This window comes from Mycolicibacter sinensis, assembly GCF_001667945.1.
Lineage (GTDB): Bacteria > Actinomycetota > Actinomycetes > Mycobacteriales > Mycobacteriaceae > Mycobacterium > Mycobacterium sinense_B.
This window is the reverse complement of the sequence record NZ_LZJK01000102.1, coordinates 1-26,400: the sequence shown is the minus strand read 5'-3', so window position 1 is coordinate 26,400 and position 26,400 is coordinate 1. Positions and strand designations below refer to the sequence as shown.

Annotated in this window: 23 protein-coding genes and 1 pseudogene; 10 read left to right on the top strand and 14 right to left on the bottom strand. The window is 64.6% G+C overall.

The features are described from left to right. Positions 1-208: 208 nt before the first annotated feature. From A5694_RS14045 to A5694_RS14025, 5 genes are all read right to left on the bottom strand, one after another. Entirely contained in the window at positions 209-2,104 is a 1,896-nt protein-coding gene (locus tag A5694_RS14045) for an ABC transporter family substrate-binding protein (RefSeq protein ID WP_165604314.1), read from the bottom strand. 23 nt (positions 2,105-2,127) lie between these two features. Beyond that, complete coding sequence (gene typA / locus A5694_RS14040) at positions 2,128-4,011, bottom strand: translational GTPase TypA (RefSeq protein WP_064922451.1); 1,884 nt, start codon at positions 4,009-4,011, stop codon at positions 2,128-2,130. 61 nt (positions 4,012-4,072) lie between these two features. Then, on the bottom strand, positions 4,073-4,462 hold the full coding sequence (locus A5694_RS14035) for a MarR family winged helix-turn-helix transcriptional regulator (protein WP_064922442.1): 390 nt from the start codon (positions 4,460-4,462) through the stop codon (positions 4,073-4,075). A gap of 39 nt (positions 4,463-4,501) precedes the next feature. Further along, on the bottom strand, positions 4,502-4,888 hold the full coding sequence (locus tag A5694_RS14030) for a RidA family protein (RefSeq protein WP_064922441.1): 387 nt from the start codon (positions 4,886-4,888) through the stop codon (positions 4,502-4,504). Between the two features lie 17 nt (positions 4,889-4,905). After that, positions 4,906-5,736: a phytanoyl-CoA dioxygenase family protein gene (locus A5694_RS14025; RefSeq protein ID WP_064922440.1), complete on the bottom strand. Its 831-nt coding sequence runs from the start codon at positions 5,734-5,736 to the stop codon at positions 4,906-4,908. An 89-nt stretch (positions 5,737-5,825) separates the two neighbouring features. On the opposite strand from A5694_RS14025, the gene A5694_RS14020 reads away from it, so the two are divergent. Further along, the gene (locus A5694_RS14020) at positions 5,826-6,440 is read left to right on the top strand and encodes a TetR/AcrR family transcriptional regulator (RefSeq protein WP_064922439.1); all 615 of its coding nucleotides are present in this window, start codon (positions 5,826-5,828) and stop codon (positions 6,438-6,440) included. 16 nt (positions 6,441-6,456) lie between these two features. Here the strand turns inward: A5694_RS14020 and A5694_RS14015 are convergent, their stop codons facing one another. The 6 genes from A5694_RS14015 to A5694_RS13990 all read right to left on the bottom strand — a co-directional run bounded on the left by A5694_RS14015 (position 6,457) and on the right by A5694_RS13990 (position 14,080). After that, positions 6,457-6,786 (bottom strand): DUF732 domain-containing protein, encoded by a 330-nt coding sequence (locus tag A5694_RS14015; RefSeq protein ID WP_064922438.1) that lies wholly within the window; start codon positions 6,784-6,786, stop codon positions 6,457-6,459. Next, positions 6,783-7,532, bottom strand: coding sequence for a respiratory nitrate reductase subunit gamma (narI, locus tag A5694_RS14010; RefSeq protein ID WP_185746587.1), 750 nt, complete (start codon positions 7,530-7,532; stop codon positions 6,783-6,785). The genes A5694_RS14015 and narI overlap by 4 nt, the downstream gene beginning before the upstream one ends. Beyond that, positions 7,529-8,197, bottom strand: a complete 669-nt coding sequence (narJ, locus tag A5694_RS14005) for a nitrate reductase molybdenum cofactor assembly chaperone (protein ID WP_064922437.1) — start codon at positions 8,195-8,197, stop codon at positions 7,529-7,531. The genes narI and narJ overlap by 4 nt, the downstream gene beginning before the upstream one ends. Next, positions 8,194-9,810: a nitrate reductase subunit beta gene (narH, locus tag A5694_RS14000; RefSeq protein WP_064922436.1), complete on the bottom strand. Its 1,617-nt coding sequence runs from the start codon at positions 9,808-9,810 to the stop codon at positions 8,194-8,196. The genes narJ and narH overlap by 4 nt, the downstream gene beginning before the upstream one ends. Position 9,811: 1 nt before the next feature. After that, complete coding sequence (locus tag A5694_RS13995) at positions 9,812-13,525, bottom strand: nitrate reductase subunit alpha (RefSeq protein ID WP_064922435.1); 3,714 nt, start codon at positions 13,523-13,525, stop codon at positions 9,812-9,814. 162 nt (positions 13,526-13,687) lie between these two features. After that, entirely contained in the window at positions 13,688-14,080 is a 393-nt protein-coding gene (locus A5694_RS13990; protein ID WP_064922434.1) for a (deoxy)nucleoside triphosphate pyrophosphohydrolase, read from the bottom strand. A 33-nt stretch (positions 14,081-14,113) separates the two neighbouring features. Between A5694_RS13990 and A5694_RS13985 the strand changes: the two genes are divergently transcribed. Next, a complete protein-coding gene (locus A5694_RS13985) occupies positions 14,114-14,398 on the top strand; it encodes a 4a-hydroxytetrahydrobiopterin dehydratase (RefSeq protein WP_064922433.1) in 285 nt (94 codons plus the stop codon). Here A5694_RS13985 and A5694_RS13980 read toward each other — a convergent pair. Then, a complete protein-coding gene (locus tag A5694_RS13980; RefSeq protein WP_064922432.1) occupies positions 14,376-15,620 on the bottom strand; it encodes a mannosyltransferase in 1,245 nt (414 codons plus the stop codon). The genes A5694_RS13985 and A5694_RS13980 overlap by 23 nt on opposite strands. Before the next feature lie 129 nt (positions 15,621-15,749). Between A5694_RS13980 and A5694_RS13975 the strand changes: the two genes are divergently transcribed. Then, positions 15,750-16,745 carry a hypothetical protein gene (locus A5694_RS13975; protein ID WP_064922431.1) on the top strand — a complete coding sequence of 332 codons (996 nt, stop codon included), beginning with the start codon at positions 15,750-15,752 and terminating at the stop codon, positions 16,743-16,745. A gap of 4 nt (positions 16,746-16,749) precedes the next feature. On the opposite strand, the gene A5694_RS13970 is transcribed toward A5694_RS13975, so the two are convergent. Beyond that, complete coding sequence (locus tag A5694_RS13970) at positions 16,750-16,896, bottom strand: hypothetical protein (protein WP_019737787.1); 147 nt, start codon at positions 16,894-16,896, stop codon at positions 16,750-16,752. Then, positions 16,893-17,413: pseudogene (locus A5694_RS13965) on the bottom strand (HhH-GPD-type base excision DNA repair protein); the annotation flags it as partial. The pseudogene A5694_RS13965 and the gene A5694_RS13970, both read right to left, overlap by 4 nt. A gap of 52 nt (positions 17,414-17,465) precedes the next feature. On the opposite strand from A5694_RS13965, the gene A5694_RS13960 reads away from it, so the two are divergent. The 7 genes from A5694_RS13960 to A5694_RS13945 all read left to right on the top strand — a co-directional run bounded on the left by A5694_RS13960 (position 17,466) and on the right by A5694_RS13945 (position 24,281). Next, complete coding sequence (locus A5694_RS13960) at positions 17,466-17,741, top strand: hypothetical protein (protein WP_131809592.1); 276 nt, start codon at positions 17,466-17,468, stop codon at positions 17,739-17,741. Positions 17,742-19,968: 2,227 nt separating this feature from the next. Next, complete coding sequence (locus A5694_RS23710; RefSeq protein ID WP_131809590.1) at positions 19,969-20,178, top strand: hypothetical protein; 210 nt, start codon at positions 19,969-19,971, stop codon at positions 20,176-20,178. A gap of 259 nt (positions 20,179-20,437) precedes the next feature. Beyond that, positions 20,438-21,673 carry a DNA primase family protein gene (locus A5694_RS13955; protein ID WP_064922429.1) on the top strand — a complete coding sequence of 412 codons (1,236 nt, stop codon included), beginning with the start codon at positions 20,438-20,440 and terminating at the stop codon, positions 21,671-21,673. 479 nt (positions 21,674-22,152) lie between these two features. Then, positions 22,153-22,377, top strand: coding sequence for a hypothetical protein (locus tag A5694_RS23705; RefSeq protein ID WP_131809588.1), 225 nt, complete (start codon positions 22,153-22,155; stop codon positions 22,375-22,377). Beyond that, positions 22,374-22,853, top strand: a complete 480-nt coding sequence (locus tag A5694_RS23700) for a hypothetical protein (protein ID WP_131809586.1) — start codon at positions 22,374-22,376, stop codon at positions 22,851-22,853. The genes A5694_RS23705 and A5694_RS23700 overlap by 4 nt, the downstream gene beginning before the upstream one ends. 117 nt (positions 22,854-22,970) lie before the next feature. Then, positions 22,971-23,792 carry a phage major capsid protein gene (locus A5694_RS13950; protein ID WP_064922428.1) on the top strand — a complete coding sequence of 274 codons (822 nt, stop codon included), beginning with the start codon at positions 22,971-22,973 and terminating at the stop codon, positions 23,790-23,792. A 72-nt stretch (positions 23,793-23,864) separates the two neighbouring features. Next, entirely contained in the window at positions 23,865-24,281 is a 417-nt protein-coding gene (locus A5694_RS13945; protein WP_064922427.1) for a Gp19/Gp15/Gp42 family protein, read from the top strand. The last annotated feature ends 2,119 nt before the right edge of the window (positions 24,282-26,400 follow it).

Below are 26,400 nucleotides of genomic sequence, written 5' to 3'. Positions count from 1 at the left end.
GCAAGCTGCTTAATAATAACCAAGCGTTATCTGTGCGCAAGACGCGGATCGGTTCGATTGCGGGCCGGACGACGGCTCGCTGGCACCCCTCATGATGAACCTCCCCGACTTGCGACCCTAGCCCTGTCGACCGGCCGCGCGGCCACTACGGAGCCGATCTCTCAGCAAACCGGAAGTATTTGCTTCGGCTAATCTTTCGCGACGGCCGTCAGGGCCGCTTCACCCAGATTCCGGCGTCACCGACGATGCCTACCGGCACCGCCCCGGACAGGCTGACGTTGGTCACGCTCGGGCCGACGGCCACGATCGTGGTGTCCTGCAGGATCGGCAACACCGTCGCCATGTTCCACAGCCGGGGTTCGACGGCCGTGATCACCTCACCGATGGGCTTGCTGCCGTCGAGTGCCGCATCGATCTCGTCCTGGATGCTGTGGTCGCAGACGCCGGTGATGTTCGACGGTGCCTGCACCAGCGCCCCCGAACCGGCCGGGCGCGGCGGAGCCTTCGACGTCGGCGTGGTCGGCGCGGCGACCGGTGGTGGCGGCGACTTCGGCGCCGGCGACGGGGACGGGGTGCCGGACGTCGGCACGGTGGTGGTCTCCAGCGCAATACAGCCGTATCGCGAAGCCAGCAGCGTGGCCAGGTCGCCCCCGGCCTGCTGCCAGCCGACGATGGCGTCGACCTGATGGGTTACCAGCGCCTCGCGGTAGAGCTTGACCGGGTCCAGCGGCAGCACGGTGGCCGCGATGCCCACGTTGCGCAGTTGGTCGGCGGCGGTGTTGGCCACGGCCACCGACGTCGGATCGTTGGCCGCCACGCCGATGACCAGTGTCAGCTGTTCGCCGCCCTTGCTGATTCGCCCCCGGGTGACTTCCGGCGGGTGCGCCACGGGGGGCTGGGCACCGGCGGGCGGAACCAGCGCGGACGGGGGCGCATCCTTCTCGACCCGGTAGCCGGCCGCCTGCAGCAGCGCGAGCGCCGCCGAGTCGGACATGGCCGGCGGCGCAGTCGGCACGTAACCGGGGTCGCTGGGCGTGCGGATCTGGGCCTGGGCCAGGGTGACGGTGTTGTCGCTGCCGGCACCCACGGTGGCCAACAGCCCGACGTCCAGCAGCCCCAGCAGCGCCCGGCGGACCCGCACGTCCGCCAGCTTGGGTTCGGCGGCCCGCAGCGTCAGCTGCATCACCCGCGGGGTCACGACGCGGGAGGTCTGCACTCCCGGGATCACCGACAGTTGGGCGAAGGCGGCCGAGCCGCCGTGCACCTGGGCCACCTGGGTGTCACCGTTGCGCATGGAGTCGGCCAGGGCGGCCGGCGACCCGGCCCGGCGGAACAGGACCAGATCCGGCTTGGCCGGTGGGCCCCAGTAGCGGTCGTTTCGGGCGAGCAGGATCGCGTCGCGCTGCGGGTCGATGTTCTCCACCCGGAACTGGCCGCCGGTGACCGGCAGCGCCCGGGCCAGTCCGGCCGGGAAGCCGCCGGGCACGTCCTTGACGATGTGCGCCGGCAGGATATTGGAGAACAGCTCCCGCCAGGCCGGATACGGCTTGGCAAAGGTGACCACCACCTGCTTGCCGCCGTCGACGGAGTGGACCCCGGTGATCAGGTCATAACCGGCCGGGTCGACGACGCCCGGCTGGCTGACCATCTGCTGCCACAGGTACCAGAAGTCGTCGGCGGCAATCGGTGCGTTGTCGGTCCAGGACGCCTCGGGCCGAATCCGGTAGGTGACGGTGAACGGCGCGTCATCGGTCACCTTGGCCGACACCAACAACGTCGGGTCCATCTCCCAGCGGGAGCCGGTGGGCGTGCCGGGATCCGGGATCGGCCGGAAGGCGCTGGGTAACACCAGTGCACTGATGGCCGCGGTGACCGGCGACAGATCGGAGCGCAGATGCGGGTTGAAGCCGGCACCGATCGAGTCGATGCCCATGATGATCTGGCTGATCCGTGGCGGCGGTGGCGCGGTGCTTTTCGGGGTCTCGGTGCTCTGCGGCGCCGGCGGCGGGTTGACCGTGCAGGCCTGCGTCGAGACCAGCAGCATCGCCGAGAGCAGGGCGCCCGCCGTCAGTTGAGCGCGGCGGACGGATTTCGGCACGGCCACCAGGGTATCCGGGCAGCCCACACCTACAGGTTCTTGGCTCGGGCGCGGCTGCGCGCCCGCAGCGTCGAGTCCAGCTCGACCTTGCGCACCCGCACCACCTCGGGGGTGACCTCGACGCACTCGTCGGCGGCGCAGAACTCCATCGCCTGCTCCAGGTCCAGCTCGATCGGCCGGGCCAACGTCTCCATCACGTCGGCGGTCGACGAGCGCATGTTGGTCAGCTTCTTCTCTTTGGTGACGTTGATGTCGAGGTCTTCGGCACGGGGATTGATCCCGACCACCATGCCCTGATAGGTGTCCTGCCCCGGCTCGACGAAGAACTGTCCGCGATCGGCCAGCTGGATCAGTGCGAAGGGCGTGATGGTGCCGGCCCGGTCGGAAACCAGCGAGCCGGTGTGCCGGGCGCGGATCTCACCGGCCCACGGCTGGTAGCCCTCGAAGACCGCGTTGGCGATGCCGGTGCCGCGGGTCTCGGTGAGAAAGTCGGTGCGCCAGCCGATCAGGCCGCGGCTGGGAATGATGAACTCCATCCGCACCCACCCGGTGGTGTGGTTGGCCATCTCGGTCATCCGGCCCTTGCGTGCCGCCGCCAGCTGGGTGATGGCGCCGACGTACTCCTCGGGGCAGTCGACGGTCAGGTGCTCGAACGGCTCGTGCACCTTGCCGTCGATCTTGCGGGTCACCACCTGCGGTTTGCCGACGGTCAGCTCGAAGCCTTCCCGGCGCATCTGCTCGACCAGGATGGCCAGCGCCAGTTCGCCACGGCCCTGCACCTCCCAGGCGTCGGGACGGCCGATGTCGACGACCCGGACCGAGACGTTGCCGATCAGCTCGGTGTCCAGGCGGGTCTTGACCATGCGCGCGGTCAGTTTGTGGCCGGAGACCTTGCCGGCCAGCGGGGAGGTGTTGGTGCCAATCGTCACCGAGATCGCCGGCTCGTCGACGGTGATGCGCGGCAGTGCGACCGGAGCAGCCGGATCGGCCAGGGTGTCACCGATCATGATGTCGCTGATGCCGGCGACGGCGACGATGTCACCGGCGCACGCCTCGTCGGTCGGGGTGCGTTCAACCCCCTCGGTGACCAGCAGCTCGGTGATCTTCGCCGTCGTGGTGACCGGCTCGCCGTCCACCTCGCGCATCCAGGCGACCTGCTGTCCTTTGCGGATGCGGCCGTTGTAGACCCGGATCAGCGCGAGCCGGCCCAGGAATGCCGAGGCGTCGAGGTTGGTGACCAGCGCCTGCAGCGGCGCGTCCGGGTCGCCCGACGGCGGCGGCACGTGCTCGAGCAGCACGTCGAACAGCGGGTCGAGGTTCTCGCCGTCGGGCACCTGGCCGTCGGCGGGCGCGGTGGTGCTGGCGACCCCGGCGCGCCCGGAGGCGTACAGCGTGGGAAGACCCAGCGCGTGCTCGGCCGCGGCTTGCGCCTCGTCGTCGAGGTCGCTGGCCACGTCCAGCAGCAGATCGTGGCTGGCGTCGACCACCTCGGCGATGCGTGCGTCGGGACGGTCGGTCTTGTTGACCACCAGGATCACCGGCAGGTGCGCGGCCAGTGCCTTGCGCAGCACGAACCGGGTCTGCGGCAGCGGCCCTTCGGACGCATCGACCAGCAGCAGTACCCCGTCGACCATGGACAGCCCGCGCTCCACCTCGCCGCCGAAGTCGGCGTGGCCCGGGGTGTCGATCACGTTGATGACGGTGACGGTTCCGTCGGCGTGGTGGCGGTGCACGGCCGTGTTCTTGGCCAGGATCGTGATGCCTTTTTCCCGCTCCAGGTCACCGGAGTCCATTACCCGCTCTTGCGCCTCGCCGCGTTCGGCCAGGGCACCGGACTGGCGGAGCATGGCGTCGACCAGAGTCGTCTTGCCGTGGTCTACGTGCGCGACGATGGCGACGTTACGAAAGTTCACCGGGCGATTCTGCCAGCGCACCCCGTCAATCGCGAAAACCGGAAGCCTAGAGCAATCAAGGTCACAGCCCCAGCGGGGACTCGGCGCTGAACCGTTCCAGCTCCTGCAGGTGCAGCTCGGTCAGCGATTGCAGGCGTTCCGCCGCCGCCTCGGTGAGCTGCAGCCGGATCACCCGCTGGTCTTCGCTGTCACGGACCCGGGTGACCAGGCCCGCCGCTTCGGCACGCTGAATCAATTCGCCGGCACTGTGGTGGCGCAGCAGCAGGTATTCCGCGACGTCACCGACCGTGGGCCCCCGCGAATCGCTGTGTCCGCGGACCGCCAGCAGCAGCTGGTGCTGCGCCGGGGTGAGCCCGGCGGCCTGCGCCTGGTCAGCGCTCCAGCGCTCGAAGCGCCGCAACCGGGTCCGGAACATCAGCAGCCGGGTGTACACGTCGTCAGGCAGGGCCACGCCGGTAACTTTATGCCGACGCTGCCGGCCGCGCGGCAATCAGCGCAGGCGTGCGGTGATCTGAATTTCGACCGCGGCACCCGGCGAGGCCAGTTCGGAGATCCCCACGGCGGTCCAGGCTGGATAGGGCGCCGACATGAAGGCATCCTTGACCGCGCAGAACTGCTCGATGTGCGCCGCGAGGCCGACGTGGTAGCTCGTCATCTCGGTCACGTCAGCAAAGCCGAGTCCCGCCTCCGCCAGCAGTTCGCGGAGGTTCTCAAAGGCCTGGGTGAATTGCTCCGTCAAGTCCTCCGAGACGGTCAGGTCGGGACGCAGGCCGATCATGCCCGAGCAACGCAGGTGTTCGCCGTCGATGACCGCCGGGCTGAAGTGATAGGTGTCGTGCATCGGTTGCATCCACGCCGGAACGATGGTGCGGGTCATCAGATCTCCTTCGGGGCTCAGCGCAGCTGGGCGAAGTACTCGGGGTGGTACGGGTCGCCCGGTGTCAGCGTCGGGTCGTTGAGTCCGCTGATGTCATGGCCGAAATCGGGCTTGGTGGACGGTAGCGGCCGGTAGAACAGCTTGTCGCCGAAGAACCGGAATACCAGCGTGTGGCGGTCGGGGCAGTCCGGTGTCACCGGGGCGCCGCCGTGCAGGATGCCGGAGTGAAAGACCAGCGCATCACCGGGTTCCAGGTCCCAGGAGATGACGTCCCAGGACGCGGGATCCTGCGCACGGTCGGCCTCGATGTCGGGCAGGCGGGGCCAGCTCCCATCACCCCACAGCGGTTTGGTGGGATCGGTCGGATCGGTGTAGGACGTGCCGTCGTACTGGGCGCCCAGATGAGAGCCGCGGACGAATTCCAGCGCGTTGCGTTTGGGGAGCTTCTCGAAGCTGATCCAGATATTGAGCAGATGCGGCCCGTTGGCCGGCATGTAGGACGTGTCCTGATGCCACGGTGAGCGACCGGCCTTGCCGCCCTTCTTCATGAACAGCTCCTCGCCCAGGAACCACACGTGCTCAGAACCCCACAGCGCCGCCGCGAAGTCGGCCAGGCCCAGCTCCTTGATCAGCATGAGGTACTGCTCGATGTTGTCCGGGTTGCCGTACTCGTTGAAGTGCTCATCAGCGGTGCCCGGGAAGACCCGTTTGGCCTGCGGGCTCGGGTGGGCGATCCCGTAGTCGTAGCCTTCCCGGACCCGGCGGAGCTGGTCTGTATCGAAAAGACCACGGGCGACGACGGCGCCGTCGGTGGCCAAATCCTGTTTGAGCTGCTCGGTTACCAGCATGACGCGTACCTCATAACAGTTGTGATGTCCGTAACGAGTGTTATGCTCGTTGACGCTCAGCAGGTTGTCAAGCCCCCCGGAGGAGTCGGATGCCCGCCAACGGAACCGCCTCGCGGCATTCGGCGCCGGTCGCCGACGACCGGCGGGCAGAGGTCGTCGACGCAGCCGTGCGGGTGATCGCCCGCGACGGGCTGTCCAGTGCGTCGCTGCGCTCGATCGCCCGCGAGATCGGCTACACCACCGGCGTGGTGATGCATCACTTCACCGGCAAGCAAGAGCTGCTGGTGGCGGCGGCCGATGCGGTGCTCGCCCCGTTCGAGGAGCTGCTCGCCCAAGCCTCGTCGATGGCCGACACCTTCGAGGGGCTGCGCCGGATGTGCGTGATCCCGTTACCGACGACCGAGGCCAAGCAGGTGATGCCGCGCTTTTACGCGCAGGTGCTCGCCGCCGCGGAGACCGAGCCGGCGTTTGCGGAGGCCTTCCAGGCCCGCTACAGCGCGATCCGCAGCGGCATCAAGTCCCTGCTCGCCAAGGGCCAGCAGAACGGCTCGTTGCGGGCCGACTTCGATCCCGCCGCGCAATGCGATGTCTTTTGCGCGCTGATCGACGGGCTGGCGCTGCACGCGGTCAGCGAACCCTCCCGGTTTCCGGCCGCCCGGCTCGAGGCACTCGTCACCGACGAGCTGAACAAGCTGCGGCCCTAGCAGCCGTCACAACCGCTTACTGCGCGCCCCCGGCACCGTTCTGCACCAACTGGTCCGGGCAGTACGACCGTGCCGCGATCCCGACGAACATGGTCCCGTGCTCGGTCGTCAGACCCGGGTTGCGGGCCTTGAGGCCGTCGAGCACCTCCGGGCTCGGCTTGCCCTCGGCGATGAACCCGCACACCATTCTCGCGGTGACGATGGCCTGATCGGCGCGGTTGTAGGTGATACCGGCCGCCTGCAGCGCCGCGAGGAAATCGCTGTCGGTGCTGGCCGGATCGGCCTGGGCGGGCCCGGCCAGGCCGATCGTCACGAGCGCGGCGGGCAGCGCCGCGAGGAGCCTCACCAGCCCCGCCGTTGCGGCCGAGAGCCCATCGGCTGATTCTTCTTCGCCACGTCGCGGCTGCGGTAGACGATGTAGGGCCGGAACAAATAGCCGATCGGCGCGCTGAACGCGTGCACCAGGCGGGTGAACGGCCAGAGCGCAAACAGGGTCAGGGCGATCAAAACGTGCACCTGGAAGTAGACCGGCGCCTGCAACATCAGGTCACCGCGGGGGTCGAGGGTGAAAATCGACCGGAACCAGACCGAGACCGTCTGCCGGTAGTCGTGCTCCTCCCCGTAGGCGGTGGTGCCCATCAGCGTGCAGCTCATACCGGCCACCAGTGCACACACCAGCACCGCGTACATCAACTTGTCGTTGACGCTGGTGGCCTTGAACACGTACCGCTCGGTGCGCCGGCGGTAGATCAGCAATCCGACCCCGATCAGGGTGGCGATACCGGCGGGAAGGCCCAGGATCAGCGCCTGCAAGTGATAGAGCCGGTCACTCATGCCCAGGGCTTCGGTCCAGGACTCCGGGACGAACAGGCCCATGATGTGGCCGGCGATCACCACGAAGCTGCCGAAGTGGAACATCGGGCTGCCGATCCGGAGCAGCTTGGACTCATACAGCTGCGACGAGCGGGTGGTCCAGCCGAACTTGTCGTATTTGTACCGCCACCAGGTGGCGACACCGGCGATGGCGAACACGAAGTAGGGCACGATGTCCCACCACAGCTCCGCGGGGCTGATGACGGTGACTTCGGTCATCGCGTCGGCACCTTCGGCATCCCCAGCGACACGGTCGCCGAGTAGGGCTGCAGCCCAACGGCTTCGGCCGGCGGACCGGACGCCATCAGCTCTCTCACGTTCCGCACCTCCTGATCGGTTGCCGCCGGTAGTGTCTCGCACACCGCGGCCAGCGTGTAGGCATATGGCGACTCTGCGTCGCTGAGGGACTTATGCAGGACGTCGATCGGCGTCCGATGGGCCAGCAGCAGCCGGCGCCCGGCCTCGGGGTCGACCGTCGCGGCGAACTCCAGCACCACCGGCAGGTGATCGGGCGCCTCCCCGGCGGGCGGCTCGGCGCCGGCGTCGCGGTAGGCGGTGGCGAAGGCTAGCATCTGCATTCCCCGGTTGCGGGTGTCCCCGCCGGTCCAGTAGGTGAGAAACATCGTCGAACGCCGCCGCATGTCGAAGGTTTCCACATAGTCGGCGGCCGCCGTCATCGGGTCCGCGGCGCGCAGCGCGGACACCGTGCGCCGCAACAGCTCTGCCGGCGCCGCATCGGCGTGGGCGAGCAGCGCTTCGACGGTGTCCAGCCGCTGCTGCAGCTGCTCGTCGGGGTAGGCCAGCAGCAGCGACGCCGCCTGCCACACCGCCCGGTCGCCCGGTCCGGCCGGTGGGCGCCGCCGGGAACGAAAGAATCGCTTCACTGGGGCTCCGGGAACATCTCAGGCACCGCCCGATCGCCGCCACCCCAGTTGAGCAGGTTGGTCCGGCCCCGCGGCCGCTGGGCGTGCCCGTTCTCGACCAGATGAAACGACGACTTCGCGACGTCATCGGAGCCGACGAATGGATCCTCTTCGTAACCATTGGGGCCACCGGCGATCGAGCAGCCCATGTGTTCGAGCTCGTGCGCCTTCTGGCTGTAGGCGGTCGGAATCACATAGCGCTCTTCGTATTTCGCGATGGCCAGCAACCGGTACATGGAGTACATCTCCTCCTCGGTCATGCCGACCGAGGCGGGGATGTGCGGCTGGGTCTCGCGGCCCAGGCTGATATCGCGCATGTAGGAGCGCATCGCCGCCAGCCGCCGCAGCACGTCTTCGATGACGGTCGTGTCGCCGGCGGTGAACAGTTCGGCGAGGTAGGCCATCGGGATGCGCAGCGCTTCCAGGGCGCCGAACAGGTTGCCGAGGTCTTCACCGTCGTGCCCGTCGCGGCTGACGGCGTCGACGACCGGGGACAGCGGCGGGACGTACCAGACCATCGGCATGGTGCGGTACTCCGGGTGCAGCGGCAACGCCACCTTGTAGGTGTTGATCAGCGCGTAGATCGGCGAGCGCTGCGCGGCCTCGATCCAGGTGTCGGAGATCCCCTCGGCGCGCGCACCGGCGATCACCTCGGGATCGGTCGGATCCAGGAACACCCCGCGCTGCGCCTCGTACAAGTCGGTGTCTTTTTCGACCGACGCCGCTTCGAGCACCTTGTCGGCGTCGTAGAGCACCAGCCCGATGTAGCGCAGCCGCCCGACACACGTCTCCGAGCAGACCGTCGGCAGGCCGACTTCGATTCGGGGATAACAGAAGTGGCACTTCTCGGCCTTGCCGGTCTTGTGGTTGAAGTACACCTTCTTGTACGGGCACCCCGACACGCACAGCCGCCAGCCACGACAGCGGTCCTGGTCGACCAGCACGATGCCGTCTTCTTCACGCTTGTAGATCGCCCCGGTCGGACACGACGCCACACACGACGGATTCAAGCAGTGCTCGCAGATCCGCGGCAGGTAGAACATGAAGGTTTCTTCGAGCGTCGCTTTGACCTCTTGATTGACCTGGCTGACCTTCGCCAGGATCGGGTCGTTGACCAGGTTCTCCGGCGCACCGGCGAGGTTGTCATCCCAGTTGGGTCCCCACTCGATCTTCATCGAATCGCCGGTGATCGAACTGCGCGGCGCGGCGACCGGGATGGTGTCGCCCAGCGGCGCCGAGGTGAGGTTGTCGTAGTCGTAGGTCCACGGTTCGTAGTAGTCCTTCAACCCGGGCAGGTTGGGGTTGGCGAAGATGTTCAGCAGCTTGTGGACGCGTCCGCCGGCCAGCAGCCGCAGCCGGCCCTTCTTGTCGAGCGTCCAGCCGCCCTTCCAGCGGCTCTGGTCTTCGTAGGTGCGCGGATACCCTCCGCCCGGGCGGGTTTCGACGTTGTTGAACCACACATACTCGGTGCCCTCGCGGTTGGTCCAGGCCTGCTTGCAGGTCACCGAGCAGGTGTGGCACCCGATACATTTGTCCAGGTTCATCACCATGGCCATCTGCGCCATTACTTTCATGTCAGTACCTCACGTCCTGGTTCCGGCGGCGGCGCACCACCGTCACCTCGTCGCGCTGGTTGCCCGTCGGCCCCAGGTAGTTGAACGCGAACGCGTGCTGGCCGTAGCCGCCGGCGAGATGGCTGGGCTTGACCCGGATGCGGGTCAGCGAGTTGTGGGTGCCTCCGCGCTTGTTGTTGGTCTCGGCCCGCGGGGTGTCGACCGTGCGCTCTTGGACGTGGTAGACGAACACCACCCCTTCGGGCATCCGCTGGCTCACGATCGCCCGGCCGACGAAAATGCCGTTGACGTTGACGGCCTCGATCCAATCGTTGTCCTTCACACCGATTTTCGCGGCGTCTCCGGGGCTCATCCACATGGTCGGCCCGCCCCGGGACAGCGACAGCATGTAGAGGTTGTCCTGGTAGGTGGAGTGGAACGACCACTTCGAGTGCGGGGTCAGGTACCGCACGGTGATGCCGATGCCGTCGCCGACCTCGCCGAGTTCGGGCGCGTCGAACAGCCGCGCCATGTCCAGCGGCGGGCGGTAGACCGGCATGTGCTCGCCGAGTTCCTCGATCCAGTCGTGCGCGGTGTAGAAGTGCATCCGGCCGGTCAGGGTGTGGAACGGCTTGAGGCACTCGATGTTGATGGTGAACGGCGCGTAGCGCCGCCCGCCGGTCTCACTGCCGGACCATTCCGGGCTGGTGACCACCGGCACCGGACGGGCCTGGGTGTCGGCGTAGGTGATCCGCTTCTCCTCGCTGCCCTCGGAGAGATGGGCCAGCCGCTGCCCGGTGCGCTTCTCCAGCTCGCGGAAGCCCTCGGTGGCGATCCGCCCGTTGGTGGTGCCCGACAACGCCAGCACGGTGTCGGCCATCCGCGTCGCGGTGGTCAGCGCCGGGCGGCCTGCGCCGGCGCCGGACTTCATCACCCCGAACCTGGCGGCCAGGTCCGCGACTTCTTCGTGCGGAAACACCGTGTAGCCCTTGGTGGTCAGCCCCAAGGTCTCCACCAGCGGGCCGAGCGACTGCCACTTGTCGTGGATCGCCGGGTAATCACGTTCCACCACCGTGACTTTGGGCATCGTCTTGCCTGGGACCGGCGTCTCGCCGGAGTTCAGCCAATCATGTTCGGTGCCCTCGGGATAGGCCATCGCGTCGGCGGTGTCGTGCAGCATCGCGGTGAGCACGACGTCACTGCGGACGCCCAGGTGCTTTTTGGCGAGCCCGCTGAAGGTCCGGGCGATCGCGCCGAACGCATCGTAGTCGCTGCGGGTCTCCCACGGCGGGTCGATCGCCGCGCTGAAGGAGTGCACATACGGGTGCATGTCGGTCGAGGACAGGTCGGCCTTCTCATACCAGGTCGCCGCGGGCAGCACGATGTCAGACATCAGCGTCGTCGAGGTCATCCGGAAGTCGATCGACATCAGCAGGTCGAGCTTGCCTTCGGGAATGTCGCTGTCCCAGCGCACCGTTTTGGGTTTGACCCCACCGGCCGGCGGCTCGCCGAGCACGCTGGCGTCGGTGCCCAGCAGATGCTTGAGGAAGTACTCCCCGCCCTTACCGGACGCGCCGATCAGGTTGGCCCGCCACACCGTGAGCACCCGCGGCCAGTTCACCGGATTGTCCGGGTCGGTCACCGACAGCTTCAGCTCCCCGGCAGCGAGTTTCTCGGCGACGTACTCCCCCGCGTCGCGCCCGGCTGCCTCGGCCTCGTCGGCCACCTCCAGGCTGGAGCGGTCGAATTGCGGGTAGAACGGGCTCCAGCCCATCGCGGTGGCCGACGCCAGGATATCCATGGTGTGCTTGCCATCGAACCGTCCGCGGCCCAGCGGGGTGGTCAGCTTGTCCGCCCCGTAGCCGTCGTAGCGCCACTGGTCGGTGTGCGCATACCAGTAGGAGGTGCCCGGCACCTGCCGCGGTGGCCGCGACCAGTCGTTGCCGGCGGCCATGGTCTGCCACCCGGTCAGCGGGCGCACCTTCTCCTGGCCGACGTAGTGCGCCCAGCCGCCCCCGTTGCGCCCCATCGACCCGGTCAGCATCAGCAGCGCCAGCACCGCGCGGTAGGTGGCGTCGCCGTGGAACCACTGGCAGATCCCGCTGCCCATGATGATCATCGAGCGGCCGCCGGATTCCTCTGCGTTGCGGGCGAATTCGCGCGCAACCCGGATCGCCTGGGCGGCCGAGACGCCGGTGATCGGCTCCTGCCAGGCCGGGGTGTTGACCTGGGTGCCGTCGTCGTATCCGGTGGGCCATTCGCCGGGCAGCCCAGGCCGCCCGACCGAGTAGTTGGCCAGCATCAAGTCGAACACCGTGCAGACCAGGTGCTCGCCGACCTGGCGCACCGGGACCCCGCGCTCGATGACGGTGCCGTGGCCGTCCACGGTGTCGAAACCGGGCAGCGACACCAGGGCAGTGCGCCGGTGCCCGTTGCGCTCCGCCGGTTCCAGCACGGTCAACGCCGGCCGGATGTCACCGAGATCGAGGTTCCATTTGCCCATGCCCTCGTCGCCCCAGCGGAAGCCCAACGAGCCGTGCGGCACCACAACGCTGTCGGTGTCTTCATCCAGCAGGGCCGGCTTGAAGGCGGCATTTTCGACCGTCTGACCGAGATCGGCGGCGGTCAGGTTCTTGCCCGGCACCAGCCGGCCGTCGCGCTGCTCCAGCTTGATCAGGAACGGCAGGTCGGTGTAGCGGCGCACGTAGTCGGTGAAGAACGGCACCTCCTGCTTGACGTAGCACTCGGTGAGGATGACGTGGCCCATCGCCATGGCCAGCGCACCGTCGGTGCCGGCCGCGCAGGGCATCCACTCGTCGGCGAATTTGGTGTTGTCGGCGTAGTCCGGGCTGACACTGACCACCTTGGTGCCGCGGTAGCGCACCTCGGCCATCCAGTGCGCGTCCGGTGTGCGGGTGATCGGGACGTTGGAGCCCCACATCATCAGGTACGCGGCGTCCCACCAGTCCCCGGACTCCGGGACGTCGGTCTGGTCACCGAACACCTGCGGAGATGCGACCGGCAGGTCGGCATACCAGTCGTAGAAGGATGTCATCACCCCGCCGAGCATCTGGATGAACCGGGATCCGGCGGCGAACGACACCATCGACATCGCCGGAATCGGCGAGAAGCCGGCGATGCGGTCGGGCCCGTGGGCCTTGATGGTGTGCACATGCGCGGCCGCGATCATCTCGGTCGCCTCGGCCCAGCTCACCCGAACCAGCCCGCCCATGCCGCGGGCCTGCTGGTAGCGCCGGCGGCGTTCCGGGTCGGCCTGGATATCCGCCCAGGCCAGCACCGGGTCGCCCAGGCGCGCCTTGGCTTCCCGGAACATCTGCACGAGCGGTCCCCGGGCGTAGGGGTAGCGGATCCGGGTCGGCGAGTAGGAGTACCAGGAGAACGAGGCGCCGCGCGGGCAGCCGCGGGGCTCGTACTCGGGGCGGTCCGGACCCACCGAGGGATAGTCGGTCGCCTGGTTCTCCCAGGTGATGATTCCGTCCTTGACGAAGATCTTCCACGAGCACGACCCGGTGCAGTTCACCCCGTGGGTGGACCGGACCACCTTGTCGTGGCTCCAGCGGTCCCGGTAGAAGATGTCGGCCTGGCGGCCACCGCGGCGGGTGACGGTCCGCAGGTCCGCCGAAACCTCACCCGGCGTGAAGAACCGGCCGCTGCGTTCCAGCAGCTCCTCGAGCGGACCGCCGATCCGGGCCGCAGAGGGTGATGCGGGCGGCATTGCGCGTGTCATCGGGGTACTCCTTAGAGGGTCGCCGCACTCCGGCGGTTCAGGTAGCAGGCCGGGCGGCCGCAGCACACCGTCTCAGGCTCAAAATCCCAGCGTAGCGGGGTATATCGCCACGCGACTCAATTCATCGGCAGAATTTACAGAGCTGTTTCACTACAGTGCCCGAGCCAGCTCGGCCAGCCAAGCTCGATCGGCAGGTACCCAGTCAACGTCAAACAAGTCCACAGCGGTCACCCAGCGAAGGGCCTGGTGATCGTGCGGGCGAGGTTCGCCGCGCGCCAGGCTGACCCGGTAGGCGCGCAACGTCAGGCCGGAGTCGAGCACGACGTCGGCGCCGAGGCGCTCGCCCACCGTCATCGCCGCGGCGTCGAGGCCCAGCTCCTCGGCGAGCTCGCGGGCCAGCGCAGCCGGTTCGGTCTCGCCGGGCATGACCTTGCCGCCAGGCAGTTCCCAACGCCCGGCCAGCTCCGGCGGGCGGCGTCGCTGAGCGATGAGCACTGCCGGCCCGACGATCACGGCGCCGGCGACGACGATCTGGTTGGGCATGGCGTGTGAGGCTATACCGTCCTACCGTCGGGTATGGCTTTGTTGACCGATGACCAGGTGGACGCCGCACTGGGCGGCCTCGAGGGTTGGGAACACTCCGGCGGCGCGCTGCGCCGCTCGATCAAGTTCGGCTCGTTTCTGGCCGGCATTGAGGCGGTCCGGCAGGTCGCCGAGCGCGCCGAGGCGGCCGATCACCACCCCGATATCGACATTCGCTGGCGCACGGTGACGTTCGCGTTGGTGACGCACTCCGAAGGGGGCATCACCGACAAGGACGTGGCGATGGCCTGCGAGATCAACCGGGTGCTGGCGGCCTGACCTGGGTGCGCGCCATCCAGCCCAGGGTGGCCACCGCACCGGCGATATAGACCAGACCGGCCCACGCCAGATACCACGGCCGGCCGTCCTGCCAGATCGTCGGCTGGGCGAAGCTCAGCAGCCAGGGCACCCCGATCAGGGTCAGTGCCAGCCAGCCCCAGCCCAGCACTCGGGCGCCCCGGCGATCCGCGTGCGGGCCGTGCAGCAGCCAGATCATCAGCGGCACCAGCCACACCCAGTGGTGGGTCCAGGAGATCGGCGAGGCCAAGAGCCCGAAGAGCTCCACCACCAGCAGCAGGCCGAGCGGGTCGGGCCGGGCGGGGTTGCTGCTCAGGGCGCGCCAGGCCAGCACGGCCAGCACCGCGGTCACGCCGACCGCGATCAGCACCGGCGGCCCGTAGCCGGCGTCGTGGCCGAGGATCCGCGAGATTCCGCCACGCCAGGACTGGTTGAACGAGGTGCCGATCGGCCCCACCCGGTGGGCGTCGCCGAGCAGCTCGGTGAAGTACCGGCGCGCCTGGTCCCCGGTCACCCACACCGAGACCGCGACCGTGGCGGCGAACACCGCCGCCGAGAACACCGCGGCGGCCCAGCGCCGCACCCCGGCCAGGTACAGCCCGGCGATCGCCGGGGTCAGCTTCACCCCGGCGGCCAGGCCCACCAGCAGCCCCGACACCCACCAGCGGCTGCTGTAGACCGCGTAGAGCACCGCCAACACCAGGATCACGTTGATCTGGCCGTAGTCGAAGGTGCTGCGCAACGGTTCGGTCCAGATCCCCACCGCCGTCCAGGCCATCGCCACCCGCCGGCCGGCGCCGCCCGCGGCCCCGAGCAGCCGCTGGCTGAGCCGGACCACCCCGTAGAGGGCGGCCATGGTGCCGATCTGCCAGAGCAAGGCGACCAGCCCGAAGGGCAGCAGGTGCAGCGGATAGAACACCACCGCGGCGAACGGCGGGTAGGTGAACGGCAGCGGGAAGTCGGGCGTCTGGTCGGCGTAGACGTAGTCATACAGCCCGCCCGGCCGGCCCAGCGCGGCCGCACCGCTGATGTAGACGTGCAGGTCGACGAAGTTGGCGCCGCGCGGGGTCAGGTAGGTCCAGGCGAGGCGGGCCAGGACGCTGGCCGCCAGCAGTAGCGGGGCCGAGGCGGTCACTCGGTTCGCCCAGGTGCGCGCGGCCGGGGTGTCGAGGGTGGTGTCTACGCCGACGACTTTAGCGAACAGCGGGGCCGATCACCGTCGCGGCTCGGGTCCGTAACGGTCCCATAAATGACACTCGTGTCACTTGAGCCTCACCAGCAACAAGATAGCTTCGGGTTTCGTAGCTGCCACCGCCGAGGAATTGGGGATCCCATGTCGCGCTTCCGGACACTGTTCAGCACGACGAGTGCCGTCGCCACTGCGACCGTCGCGGCCGGCTCGTCGGCCGCACTGCTCTTCGGCGGTTTGCTGCCGGTCGCCGCTGCCGACCCGGCCGTGCCGGCCCTGCCGCTGCCCACCGCTGGGTTCCCCGGCTTGCCCGCCATCGAGCAGTTGAGCCCGGTGATCCAACAGGCAGCCGCCGACCCGGCCGGGGCCACCTCGCTGCTGGCTGCTGCCGCCGCGGCGTTCGCCGGAAACTCCTCGGCGCCGGCTGGTTCCCGGCAGGTGGCCGATTCGGTGGCTCAGTTCGTGCAGTCGCCGCCGGAGGCTCCAGCCGTGCTGCCCAGCGAGCACGTGCCCACGGCCGGCTCGGCACCGGGCTTGGTGGCCCACCTGCCCAGCGGCGTAGACCCCGCCAAGTCGGTCGGGCCGGTTCCGCAGGCCGCACCCAGCGCTCCGGAAGCCGTGCCGGCTCCGCCGGAAGCCGCTGCCGTGGTCGCACCGCCGGCCCAAGCCGTCCCGGCCGAGGCCCCGGCGCCCGACGCGGCACCGGCCGCCAACCCCGGATTCGGCCCGGATGCCCCGCCGACCCAGGACTTCATGTACCCGTCAATCGGCCAGAACTGCCTGGCCGACGGCGGCAACGTCATCGCCACCGCCCTGTCGGTGGCCGGCCCGGCCACTATTCCCACCCCGGGCCCCAAGGCCGGCCAGACCGCGTACGTCTTCACCGCTGTGGGCACCCCCGGGCCGGCCGAGACCCAGAAGCTGCCATTGAACGTAACCTGGGTCAACCTGACCACCGGGAAGTCCGGCAGCGCCACCTTGCAGCCGCGCTCGGACATCAACGCCGACGGGCCTACCACGCTGACCGCGATCGTCGACACCGGCTCGGGCAGCATCTTGTCGACGATCTTCGGTCAGGTCAGCACCAAGGACCACCAGTGCAACTTCCTGCCGACCATCGGCTCGACGGTGGTGCCCTGAGGCGTCAGTAGGCCATGAACAAGATGGCGTCCCGGTCGTAGCTCATACCGGGATGCGCATCGGCGAGATGTTTCTGGGTCAGGTCGACCAGGTCGTCCTCGTCCTTACCGACGATGGCCTCACCGCACGGACAGTTCAGATGGGTCTTCACGTCGCCGCCTTTCCCTTGCTCTCCCGGGCTTGTTTCGCAGCCTGTTTCTGGGCCTTCTTGGTGGACCGTACCTGCTGCAGCGACGCCGCATCGACGACATCGGCGATCGACAGGTGGGTGCCGGCGCCGCCGTAGGCTCCGGCGGCCTCGCGCCACCCCGGCGGGTCACGCCGTACTGCTTGCCGAGCAATGCCAGAAAGATCCGCGCCTTCTGCTCACCGAAGCCGGGCAACGCCTTGAGCCGCTGGTACACCTGCGCCCCGTCGGGCTCACCGACCGTCCACAGCGCGGCCGTGTCACCGCCGTACTGGTCGACGATGGCCCGGGCCAACGCCTGCACCCGGGCCGCCATCGATCCTGGAAACCGGTGCACCGCAGGCTTTTCCGCACACAGGGCGGCGAACTCTTCGGGGTCGCGGCCGGCGATCTCGTGCGGGTCGAGCCCGCCCATCCGGTCGGCGATCTTCTTGGGCCCGGCGAACGCGACTTCCATAGGGATTTGCTGGTCGAACACAACACGATGACAAACAGGTTGTGTCCGCTCCCCGACCGATAGGAGACTCGTCACCATGTTCGACACCATCGCATCCGATCCGTGCTGGCTCATGGCCGCCGGCAACGAGTTGCAGTTAGTGGTGTACCGCTCGGTTGAGTTACGCGACACCGACCCGGAGCCTTACCCGATTATCGAGCACATCGAACAGCACCGGATGGTATTGGCCGATCAGGTGACAGTCGATCACTCCGGATTCATGTTCGGCAGAGTCCAAATCAGTTGGTGGCTATCGCCCGTAGCCCGCCGTGACGGTATGGCGCTACAAGACTTTCAGGGGTTGTTGAAGTGACCCGGCTACTTTTCTCGGTGCTCACTGCCATAGCCGCTGTGTCTGGCCTGTCCACACCTGCCGCCAGCGCGGACCCCTACGAACCGTATTGCTACGACCAACGGCTATGTAGCGGGGATTTCAGCGATACCTACTACTGCCCGGATACCGGCGGGTTTGTGGGTCCGTTCGGCGCGTGTGATGCGCTGGTGACCGGGCCGTATGCACCTGGCGGTTTGCGCCCAAACCAGAGCATCCACGAGGATGAGTGACCGACCTCACATACCCCCAACTTGACGCATGATCCGTTTGGCGGCTATCTTGAGGTGAGGACAGGTCTGCCGACGGTGGCGCTTGTCTGCACATTGACAACCGAATAGCAGCGAACTAGAAGCAGTCGCCGGTATGTCCCGGCGGTGAGCTTCGGTGATATTGGATGTCGGCACCCAGAGCGAGGTCAAGTCAAGGCCCTGCCATGACGGGTGGAGGATACCGGCCTACCCGCTATGTCGCGGGTATCACGGCAGTAGCCCGAACAGGGGAGCTGCTCAGGAACCCAACTAGGTCGCTGCCAACCACCAGCTTGACACCGTGCGTGTCTGCGCCAAGCGCAGCAACTACGTTGCAAGCGCAGCGCACGGTGGACCCGCGAGATCGAATTGTTGTTGCGGGTGGAGTCTGCGCGCAGAACGAGAGTTTCAGCCAGCTTATAGCCCCGGATCACCGCCGGGGCTTTTGTGTTTTCAGGACTAATAGAGCGGAGGTGAATATTGCTAGGAAATTGGGACGGGCACCGGTTTCAGACGGGCCGTAGTCACCCGGACGCTGTAGTCGGTGTGGAGAAGGCTATCGCCTACCACAAGCGTTCTAAGGCTGCCCTGCAAGCGGCCAGAGACAAGATGACACTGCCGAAGGTGTATTTCGGCACGCCGGCCGATCCGCACGGCGTAGACCATATCCGCGTGTATTGGAATCACCGTGTCACGCAGTATTCGGTATGCGCGGATTGCGGTGGGGGTATCGTCCGGGAATCTGACAAAGCACAGCGGTGGTGTCACCACTGCGGAGAGTGTCAGCAAGGGGAAGATAGGCGACACCGGCAGCAGATGAGATCAGCCCGTAAGACACGGAAGAACCGCGCTGGTAAAGGTGTCTCGGATTACAGAATGCGGCAGATCGAAGCGCACCACGCTGCTGACGACGACATAGATTCGTGGTTCGACATAGGCGACTAACGTCCGTAGCACCGCTACCTACTTGACCAGGCTTTTCTAGGTATCGTTCTTACGGTTAGCAGGGAAGATCAAAAGACTAGGCAGTAGTTGGGTATCCCCAGGTGACTCAGGTAGGTGATAGATACCCTAAACACTGCACAGAGGCTTTCAGAGCCTCTGTTTAGGAGACCTTCAATGGTGATCTTCATCACTAAGTACACCTAAACGCGAAAAGTCGAACCCATATAACCTGGGAGGGGTAAAGGGAGCGCTGATTCCGAGTGGGTTAGTATGTGGTGTTGGTCACATTTTAAGGTGCAGACTTCACTAACTCAGATTATTGCACCCATATAGTCTGGGAGAGGGAAATGAGAGAAGTTCCCTTGATCCCAGAATCTTAGACTTAGCCGCGGCCGCAGGGTGCCGGACCCGAGGGTTGCTGCTAGGCAGGTGGGTTTAACTCCTTTTTCCCACCTAGCCCAGGGTTGACCCACGGTTTTTCAGTTGCCCGTGGGTCAGCCATTTTTTAAAAGGATCAAGCCGTAGACCCTATGGTGCCGTCTGTGGCGGCTCCCCTTTTTTGATCGACACGTCTGTGGCGTGTCCGGGAAGAAACACACGATGTCATACCCACGATGTACGGATCACGCAGGACTAGGTTCCGCTGGTCGCTCTCACGGAGAGTGTCGGGTTTGTAGGTCCGAACGTCAGCGACGTTATCGGCAACGGTGCCGTGATGCGTACAAACTCATCAGGACCATCCAACCAGTGATTAGCGGGTTTTAGCCCGGAGAGATCGCGACAGGCGACTCTCGACTGTCGAGACACACCTTCGGTGTGTTCTCTGCCCATCGCAACGGAGAGCGGTTTTCTAGCTGCTCTCGGATATATCGAGTTAATCATGGCTGATTAGCTCTCTAAGGCACGGAGCATACCGCTCCGGTATCACCTATCCAACCGGATAGGAAACTCCGCTCTAGAGGGATTCTAGAGCCTATTCCGGTGCCACGATGGCGCCAAGAAAGGTAGAAGTTATGGAAACCGACCTGACCACCATCCCCGACGATGTATTCGCGTATATCGCTCAGCTTCGTAAGGAAGCTACGCGGCACCGTCTTCAGCGCAACGAAGCACGCCGGGAACGGGACGAAGCGCGGGAGTTAGCACTTGATCTGGCCGCGGAGTTAGAAAACATCCGATCAAGCCAAGAGTCTTCGCCGGTCTCTCCGGGGGTCGGCAAGTGAAGTGTCGTTGCGGAGACCCGGCGACTGTCGGCGGCAAGTGTTTTGATTGTGCTGAGCTAGCGCGGGTACCGAAGACATCACCGCCTGTTAAGCGGTGGAGACGACCGAAATACGATACGCGGTGCTATTCGTGTGGTCGGTATGGCACCGTTCACCGGGACGATTGTGGAAGCTCGTGGAAGCGATAAGCCGACAACTAAAGGCGGTTCCGTCGATCTGCTGTGATTGCGGCTCTACCGATGGTTGCGATTGCGGCGAAATGGCTCAGATTATCGACGCGGAGGATATGCGCGGGTTTAACCCGGTTGCTTGGTCTAAGGTAATTCAGGATGAGAGACCGATCAGGCTTGATCCGGTATCCGGTGCGCTCTGGTCATACGGCAACGGAGTTTGGAGTGAAGACCGCGGAGCCGTCGCGGACATCCTGCCTATGAAAATGGGTAAGTCATACCGCCGGCCAAAACACCTCGGCACCGTGACCGATCGGCTACGCGCAGAGTTGAAACACGATCAGAGGTTTATCCGGCCCGACCAACCGAGTGACCGGTATGTGTCGCTCCCGTCTGGGTTATTCGACTTCCACACCGCGGATGTCGTTCCGCATAACCCTGATGAGTTGGTCACCTACCAGCTCGCGGTGGAACCGGAGTTTTTCGCCGATACCCCCGAGTTTGACGAGTTTCTATCGCAAGTTCTCCACCCCGGCGATACCGACAGGGTTTTAGACATTCTGGCCTACTTGGTTCGACCTGGTAATCCGCTGCAACGAGCAGTGATGTTCACCGGCACCGGTAGGAACGGTAAGAGTGTACTGCTCCGGGTGGTGGAGTCGATAGTCGGTCAGCAGAGTATGGCCGCGGTTGCGTTACAACGTCTGAGCACTAGGTTCGCAGCAGCGCGGTTGTATGGCAAGGCGATAAACCTCGTTGGTGAGATCGACGGCGGGCACGTAGAGAACACCGGGGCATTCAAGCAGATAACCGGCGGTGACCTCGTGGAAATGGACGTGAAGAACGCTCAAGCGTTCGCGGCGCACGTCTGGGCAGTACCCGTGTTCTCCGCTAACCAGATACCGACATCATCCGATACATCAGACGGCTACCTCCGTCGTTGGGAGATTGTCGAATTCCCTAACACGTTCGATGGTTCGGATACTACGGTTATGGATCGGCTACTAGCCGAGCGTGCTGCGATAGCCGGAAAGCTGCTGTGTAGAGCCGCGGCTACCGGATTTAGTATCCGGCGATCTGTGCCCGGTGATGCTGCCGCAGAGACGTTCGCTAAGCGGTCAGATCCCGTGAGAGCTTGGCTCTCCGAGTGTGACCTATCCGGGTTTGTAGAGAGACCCCGTGTCTATGACCTCTACAAGTTGTGGATCGAAGACGGCAACGGCAGTGTCTCCCGGATGCTAACCCGGAACAAGTTCTACGAACGGGTAGCCGTTGTGATGGGTACAGCAAAGCCTATCCGCGGTTTGCGCGGTTGGGAGTTTTGACCGCGAAATCAGGGTTGAGCAACAAAAAGTTGCACCCCAGCCGCAAAAGTTGCACCCAAAACGCAAAAAGTTGCACCCAAAGTTGCACCACCTTTTTCAGGTATTGTTACTGGTCAGAGGATTTTAGCCCCTGCTGGGGTGCAACTAATGCAACTTTTCACAACTCGCGCCTTATATGTAGGGCTGCCAGCCCGCGGAGCTTGCGGAGCGCCCCAGCAAACTAGTTAGTACCCCGAACGAGTTTGGCGAGTGAGGGTACTACACCCACCAAAACGAAAAGGAGAATCTATGTCTTGGGTCTCTGACCTAGTTGAAAACCTCGTGGCCGGGTTTGGCCGTGAGGTCAAAACCGAGTTCATCCACAACGACATCCCGCTACCGCGCGGTATGTCACCGGCCAACGCAATGGCCGGTATTGGTAATTCATCTGTTGAACCGCTCCCCGGCAGGATGGTTCCTGCCTACAGAGTGATCTCGTAATGGCACGCAACCACAACACCGCACCGTGGGCTACCACCCCGGATGATGAATTCAACCGGTACGTCGAACGCACCGAGCAATACAACGCTGCTATCGAGCATGCGGGGGATACACCTTGGCATGGGAACGATATCGAAGCGCGTAGAGAGCTTTGGGAGCGTCGCTACCGCCGTCCAGATCCACCACAGGGTTTGACTATTCCGAACGTCAGGAACAAAAAATGAGTAACGAAACTACCATTACCGAGGTAACCACCCCTGAGGCGGGGGAAAACCCGTCAGAATCGAAGCTAAGGGGCAATACGGATGTTTCCGGTGATAACACCGATAATGCCGGTGAACGTAAGCCACCCCGCGAAGCTCGGTATAGGGTTGAACGCAACCAAGCCCGCGAAGAACGCGACGCTCTGGCGGAGCAGGTTCGGGAATTGCAACGGCGGGACGCGGAGCGTTTAGCTGCCCGGGGTTTGAGTCAACCCGCTGATCTGTTCGCACTTGGCGGTGTGGAGCTTGGTGACCTGTTGGACGATTCCGGGTTTGTCGATCCCGACAAAGTTTCGGAGGTAGTCTCCGACATTCTCGGTAGCCGTCCGGGTTTGCGTGCGTCTGATCGTGCTGTTGATCCGTCTCAGGGTCTCGGCGGTGATAGCCGCCCGGAGTTGTCCTGGTCGTCGTTTTTTAGGTCCGGTGTCTCCGCGTAACCAAAAGTTTGCGCTTGACCGAGGCAGTGCCTCTACAAGCGGTGGGTTGAACCCAAACCCGGCTAGGTCTGCGGTCTAGCTTTCATCATCCGAACAACAAGAAAGGACATAATTTCTATGTCTACTACGTCTGCAAATATCTCGTCTGCTTTCCTGCCGGAACAGTACGGGAATCTGGTTAACTTGGCTGTTCAGGCCAAGAGTATCGCGGCTAATTCCGCGACGTTCATCTCCACCAACAAAGCGAAGTTTAACGTGCCGGTGTGGAAGGCCGATCCTAGTGTCGGTTGGTATAGCGAATTGGACACTATTAGCGAGGCTGATGGTCAGACCGGTGAGGTTGAGGTCACTCCGACCAAGACCGCCGGCCTAACTCTGGTCGGTAATGAGTCGGTCAACGATACCGACCCGGCTATCGCTGAGCAGATCGGTGCGGCTCTCGCCAACCAGATCGCACGCGCTGTTGACGGTGCGTATTTCGGGAACACCACCACTAAAGGGCCGAATGGCTTGCTGAGCCTGTCGTATTCGACTGTAGACACCGGTACCGACGTGTCCAACCTGGACCCGTTTATCGAGGCCCGCTACAAGGCTGTTGCCAACGGCAGCACGCTCAGCTCGTGGATTGTCTCGCCCGAGACCGCCGAGACGCTGAGCAAGCTTAAGGTCCAGACCGGGAGCAACCAAAGTCTGCTTCAGTTCGTGGACGACGGAATCGTGGTGGCCGGTCTGCCGGTGTTGGTCTCTGACCAGGTGGACGACGACACCGTTGCGTGGGGTATCCCGCGTGATCATGTTCTGTTCGTCCAGCGCGAAGGTACCCGTGTGGAGCACTTCGCTAACGTCCAGCAGGACGGTCGTTGGGTCCGCGCTGTGTCGCGTATCGGCTTCGGATTTATCAATGAGCCTGGGATTATCCGGCTCTATGATGCTGCGTAAGTAGCGACACCTGGATTGCCCCGGAGTCATTGTGGCTCCGGGGTTTTCCTATTGAGAACGTAGGAGACGAACGTGGCTTACGCATCACTAGCCGACATACAAGCTCGGCTAGGTAGACCGCTGACCGCCGACGAACAGACCCAAGCGGAAACACTCTTGGATGATGTCGAACTAGAGATCAGGTCAAGAATCCCCGACCTAGACGATCAGGTCACCGCCGGCGATATCCACGCCGACAACGTAATCCGGGTGGAAGCTTCCGCGGTCAAACGCGTGCTGCAAAACCCCGAGGGATATATCTCGGAGACAGACGGGGATTACAGCTACCAGCTAAACCACCGGTATTCGTCTGGTGAGCTAGAGATCACCGAACACGAATGGGCGTTGCTCGGTATCGGTGGTGGAGTATTCACCATCCGGCCCGGTGTTACGGTGCCGGTCAACCGCTACCCGGTTGATCCCCGTTTCCTGTATCGGGTGGTCCGATGAGCGGATTTCTAGCGTGAGGTGTACCCGCGAAGGTTGTAACAAACGCGTCAACGTCCGGGCCAACGGTGACTACTACCAGTACTGCCGCGGGCTGTGTCGGTTGGTAGACGAAGAACTAAAGGCGGCTCAGCGGGTTTGTGAATACTTCGGCGACCACGGAGATTTCTACGCTGCTGCTGTAGCTCTGAGTGATGCGCTGACCGAGCTGGACAATATCGACTACGCGGTGCTGAGGGTAGCCCGCGACCTCGGGATATCACCCGTCGAGTACCGGGCAATAAAGATAGGTGCTCGGGAGTAGCACCGCACTACACAGGACAGGCTGGGGCAGGGCAGGGCAGGGCAGCTCGGCTAGCGCACCTCGCTTGCGCTGCGCTCTCGCAGCGCGCAGCTCGCGTGTGCTCGCGTACCCCCAGGCCGGCCTCCCCACGCCCGGGACCCCGACCGGGCCGGTATGCGGTAAAGCCATCGGGTGAGGTCTAAAACCTCGTTGCCGATGTTTGCTGCGTGGGCACGGGATGTCCACCAGGAACATCGCCAGCGTCACCGGGACTCACCACTCAACCATTGCAGACGACCTGGCAACTGTCGGAAATCCGACAGTTGACGAAAAAAAGCAGGTTATGGAGTTCTTGTCTACTCTGTAGAACCCTGCCACCTGCGGGCCGTATGCACCCGGGGGTCTCCGCAACATCTCCGACAGGGTTGTTGTCAAGGTGACAAACGCGGCCTCCTGCCTCTGCTGCTGTTCGTACATCTGGTAGAACAACTCAGCGGGTGGCAACTCGACTGTCTGAGACTGACGTTCAACTACCTGGTGAACCCGGTCCTCTACCTCCAGCAGGTACCGGCGAACCGTCTTGGCAACCTCGGAGTCTCGGAGCAGCATCCCGAGCAGCAGGACCGCTCGGCGGTCGTAAGCGCCTACCCTCGGGGTTGACTGGTTAATCAAACCTTTTGATGAACCCTTGAGTTCGCGCAGCTCAGCGCCTTTAATAACCCGGTAGCCAGTGTTCTCAAACTCGTCTCGGTGAAGGGCTACCAGGTTAGGCGAGGACGGTCGAGTTAGAAGCTATGCCAGCAAACGCAACCCGGCTCCGGCTATCGCTGTGGAGTACGAGCGGGTCTACGCGGAGCAGGCTAGGAAGCGCCAATCTATAGCGGGGGAGCTTAAGGAAAATTTTCCTGAAGCTACCGAAACCGGGCAGGCATCCGACGAAGCCGGCGAACTTCTTAACGTCTCTGGCCGATCCGTCCGTGATGCCAAGTTCGTAGCGGAGAACGACCCGGAAGCGGGCGGCTATCGGACAACGGCATAGCCGTGTCCTCAAGGGCAGACTCTCCGGTCTGCCCGTCGTCTGGGCGTTCACCGAGGGGAAGAATCAGTATGCCGGTAAAGAAGTTGACCGGCACTCCATCTCCGACTTCGCCCGCACGGGAATCATGTCCAAGCCCACGGTCATCAAGTACCGCAAGACATGGAAGCGAGCCATCGAGGATGGTGTAGCCACCGACCTAACTCTGATTTTCATTTTTTAGCTTTGACTTTCCTATTTCCGCAGCTTGCAGCTTTGGAGCTGCCGATTTCCCACGATGAAAAAAGGGAGAAACAATGCGTAAACCCCGCGGTCTAGAGACCGCCGGCTCCCGCTTGTGGGAGCGTATGAACAAAGAATTTGACCTAGACCTAGAGCCTCACAAGCTAGCCATCCTAGAAGCAGCTTGCCGCACCGCCGACGATATAGCGCGATTCGAGAAAGCCGCCATCGAAGAACCGTTGTGCGTTAAAGGCTCCGCCAACCAGCTAGTGATCCACCCGCTCCGCTCGGAGATCAGGTTCTCCCGCGGACTGCTGAGCCAGCTTCTAGCTCGGCTCAACCTAGAAGAATTACCGGAGGACTGATGCCCGGATTATCCAAAACACGTAGACGCGCTAGAGCAACGTCGCTAGACGCTCTGGTTGCTTCTCTCCCGGACGAACTTCGTTCGTTCGACTCGTATATCCGTCCCGGTGGGTTGCACGATTACATGACCGCGCTGAGGATAGCGTCCCGGGGAGTGGTGGACTTCGGATCTGGCGTGGTTCACGCGTTGCGATCAACGAGTCATGTTGAACGCT

What these genes read in the sequence shown, in the direction of transcription:
- narH (WP_064922436.1), bottom strand. Translation starts at nt 9,810, where the DNA reads ATGAAAGTAATGGCGCAGATGGCCATGGTGATGAACCTGGACAAATGT.
- A5694_RS13955 (WP_064922429.1), top strand. Translation starts at nt 20,438, where the DNA reads ATGGCTCAGATTATCGACGCGGAGGATATGCGCGGGTTTAACCCGGTT.
- A5694_RS14030 (WP_064922441.1), bottom strand. Translation starts at nt 4,888, where the DNA reads ATGACCCGCACCATCGTTCCGGCGTGGATGCAACCGATGCACGACACC.
- A5694_RS13990 (WP_064922434.1), bottom strand. Translation starts at nt 14,080, where the DNA reads ATGCCCAACCAGATCGTCGTCGCCGGCGCCGTGATCGTCGGGCCGGCA.
- A5694_RS23705 (WP_131809588.1), top strand. Translation starts at nt 22,153, where the DNA reads ATGGCACGCAACCACAACACCGCACCGTGGGCTACCACCCCGGATGAT.
- A5694_RS13975 (WP_064922431.1), top strand. Translation starts at nt 15,750, where the DNA reads ATGTCGCGCTTCCGGACACTGTTCAGCACGACGAGTGCCGTCGCCACT.
- A5694_RS13950 (WP_064922428.1), top strand. Translation starts at nt 22,971, where the DNA reads ATGTCTACTACGTCTGCAAATATCTCGTCTGCTTTCCTGCCGGAACAG.
- A5694_RS13995 (WP_064922435.1), bottom strand. Translation starts at nt 13,525, where the DNA reads ATGCCGCCCGCATCACCCTCTGCGGCCCGGATCGGCGGTCCGCTCGAG.
- narI (WP_185746587.1), bottom strand. Translation starts at nt 7,532, where the DNA reads ATGACCGAAGTCACCGTCATCAGCCCCGCGGAGCTGTGGTGGGACATC.
- A5694_RS23710 (WP_131809590.1), top strand. Translation starts at nt 19,969, where the DNA reads ATGGAAACCGACCTGACCACCATCCCCGACGATGTATTCGCGTATATC.
- A5694_RS14025 (WP_064922440.1), bottom strand. Translation starts at nt 5,736, where the DNA reads ATGCTGGTAACCGAGCAGCTCAAACAGGATTTGGCCACCGACGGCGCC.
- A5694_RS14020 (WP_064922439.1), top strand. Translation starts at nt 5,826, where the DNA reads ATGCCCGCCAACGGAACCGCCTCGCGGCATTCGGCGCCGGTCGCCGAC.
- A5694_RS23700 (WP_131809586.1), top strand. Translation starts at nt 22,374, where the DNA reads ATGAGTAACGAAACTACCATTACCGAGGTAACCACCCCTGAGGCGGGG.
- A5694_RS13985 (WP_064922433.1), top strand. Translation starts at nt 14,114, where the DNA reads ATGGCTTTGTTGACCGATGACCAGGTGGACGCCGCACTGGGCGGCCTC.
- A5694_RS13960 (WP_131809592.1), top strand. Translation starts at nt 17,466, where the DNA reads ATGTTCGACACCATCGCATCCGATCCGTGCTGGCTCATGGCCGCCGGC.